The 2,005-nt window shown below is 40.0% G+C and carries 1 protein-coding gene; it reads left to right on the forward strand.

The features are described 5' to 3' along the window. The first annotated feature begins 396 nt into the window (after positions 1-396). A complete protein-coding gene (locus F6K13_RS30605) occupies positions 397-1,803 on the forward strand; it encodes a cation:proton antiporter (RefSeq protein ID WP_124143068.1) in 1,407 nt (468 codons plus the stop codon). Positions 1,804-2,005: the final 202 nt, after the last annotated feature.

A 2,005-nucleotide genomic window follows, 5' to 3' on the forward strand; every position in this document is an offset into this window, starting at 1 on the left:
TGTGTGCGGAACCATTTCCACAGTTTAGCGCCGTAGGAAACCTAGCCAATTAGCACTCGATGCATAACTTATATTTTTATGCTACGTTTTGTGGTGCGGAATGTAGGAGATAACGTCCCTACCTACTCTCCTACTCCCTCCCATACTCAGGATACGGGTTAAAAAGTTTTTGAGAAATGGTATAATTCCTGTCTAAAACTTTTTCAGGGACTTTCCAAAAATTTCCCATATTCTTTATTTCAAGTTAGATAGATATTTACGATACATTTTAGATAGTTAGATATTTTTTATATATACTCACCAAAAAATATTTTTATAACAAAAGATTAGCGATCCGTGCATAAAGTCCTGTTACATTAAGTCAAGATGATTTAGAAAAACTTAATGTTTAGTTCAATGGCAGGGTTCAATTTTTTGAATGAATTTTTCCTATTTCCTTTATCAGGCAAACTTCAACCGATACTAGCAACAGCGACAGAAACAGAAGTAGAACCAGCAATGGTAGTTGCAGGAGTCCTTTTGAGCCTAGTGGCAATTTATATAGCCAGCAAAGCAGGGGGCGAATTTTTTAACTGGCTAGGTTTTCCACCAGTATTAGGTGAACTAGTAGGAGGTGTAGTTATAGGTATTTCCGCCCTAAACCTGGTAATCTTTCCAGAAAGTGGGGCAGATAGTTCCGCATCCGTAGTTATCAGTATTTTAGAAGCAACAGCAGGTTTAGCCCCTGACGCTGCGGAAGCTACATTTCAAGTCCAAAGTGAAGTCCTCGAAGTTCTATCCGAACTGGGGGTGATCATTTTGTTATTTGAAATTGGCCTAGAATCCAACATTAGAGACTTAATGCAAGTGGGTATTCAGTCCCTAATTGTCGCAATTGTGGGAGTAACATTACCATTTGTCGCTGGTACAGCAGGAATGATGATGATATTCCATGTCTCAGCAGTACCAGCAATTTTTGCAGGAGCAGCTCTTACAGCAACCAGTATTGGCATTACTTCCAGGGTACTAGCAGAAATTAACCGCCTCAATACTCAAGAAGGTCAAATTATTTTGGGTGCTGCTGTTATAGATGATGTTTTAGGTATTATTATCCTGGCAGTAGTAGCAAGTTTAGCAAAAACTGGCGAAGTCGATGTAGTCAATGCGATCTATCTCATCATCAGTGCCAGTGTATTTTTGGTAGGTGCAATATTGTTAGGTCGCTTCTTTAATGACACCTTTGTTTTCTTTGGTGAAAAATTTAAAACTCGTGGACGAGCAGTTATTCCAGCTTTGACGATCGCATTATTTATGTCCTACATTGGTACAGCGATCCATTTGGAAGCCATATTGGGAGCTTTTGCCGCAGGATTGGTTTTAGATAACTTGGATCAAACAGAGGTAGGTAGAGAATTAGAAGAACTAATTCGTCCTATTTCTGATGTCGTCGTTCCCATTTTCTTCGTCACAGTGGGGACAAAAACCAATCTTGGAGTTCTCAACCCAGCTATTCCTACTAACCGTGAAGGTTTAGTTATTGCGATCTTCTTAATAGTTGTTGCTATTGTGGGTAAAGTTGCCTGTGGTTTTAGTGTCTTTGGTTTAGAGAACATTAACCGTTTAGCTGTTGGTGTTGGTATGGTGCCACGGGGTGAAGTTGGTTTGGTTTTTGCCTCAGTTGGTTCTGCTAGTGGCGCTTTATCCCCTGCTTTGGATGTAGCAATTATTCTTATGGTTATAATTACAACATTCTTAGCGCCTCCCTTGCTGCGAGTCGTGTTCGGAGAAGGAGAAGCAGAAGAAGTAACTGAAACTTCTGGGTAGTTATTTGCAAAAGGTAGAAGGTTAATTTTTAGATGGCTTTTCTATAACTCATAACCTTTATAGAACCCATTTGAGATCTATTTAACAAAGAGATAGGGACTCACCCCTAACCCCTCCCAGGAGGGGAATGTGGGGAGATGGGGAGATAGAAGCAAATTTCAACCTGCTTGGTGTACTATAGCAATGTGCGCTCAGGTATTTA

Origin of the sequence: Okeania sp. SIO2B9 (assembly GCF_010672505.1) — a bacterium.
Lineage (GTDB): Bacteria > Cyanobacteriota > Cyanobacteriia > Cyanobacteriales > Microcoleaceae > Okeania > Okeania hirsuta.

What these genes read in the sequence shown, in the direction of transcription:
- F6K13_RS30605 (WP_124143068.1), top strand. Translation starts at nt 397, where the DNA reads ATGGCAGGGTTCAATTTTTTGAATGAATTTTTCCTATTTCCTTTATCA.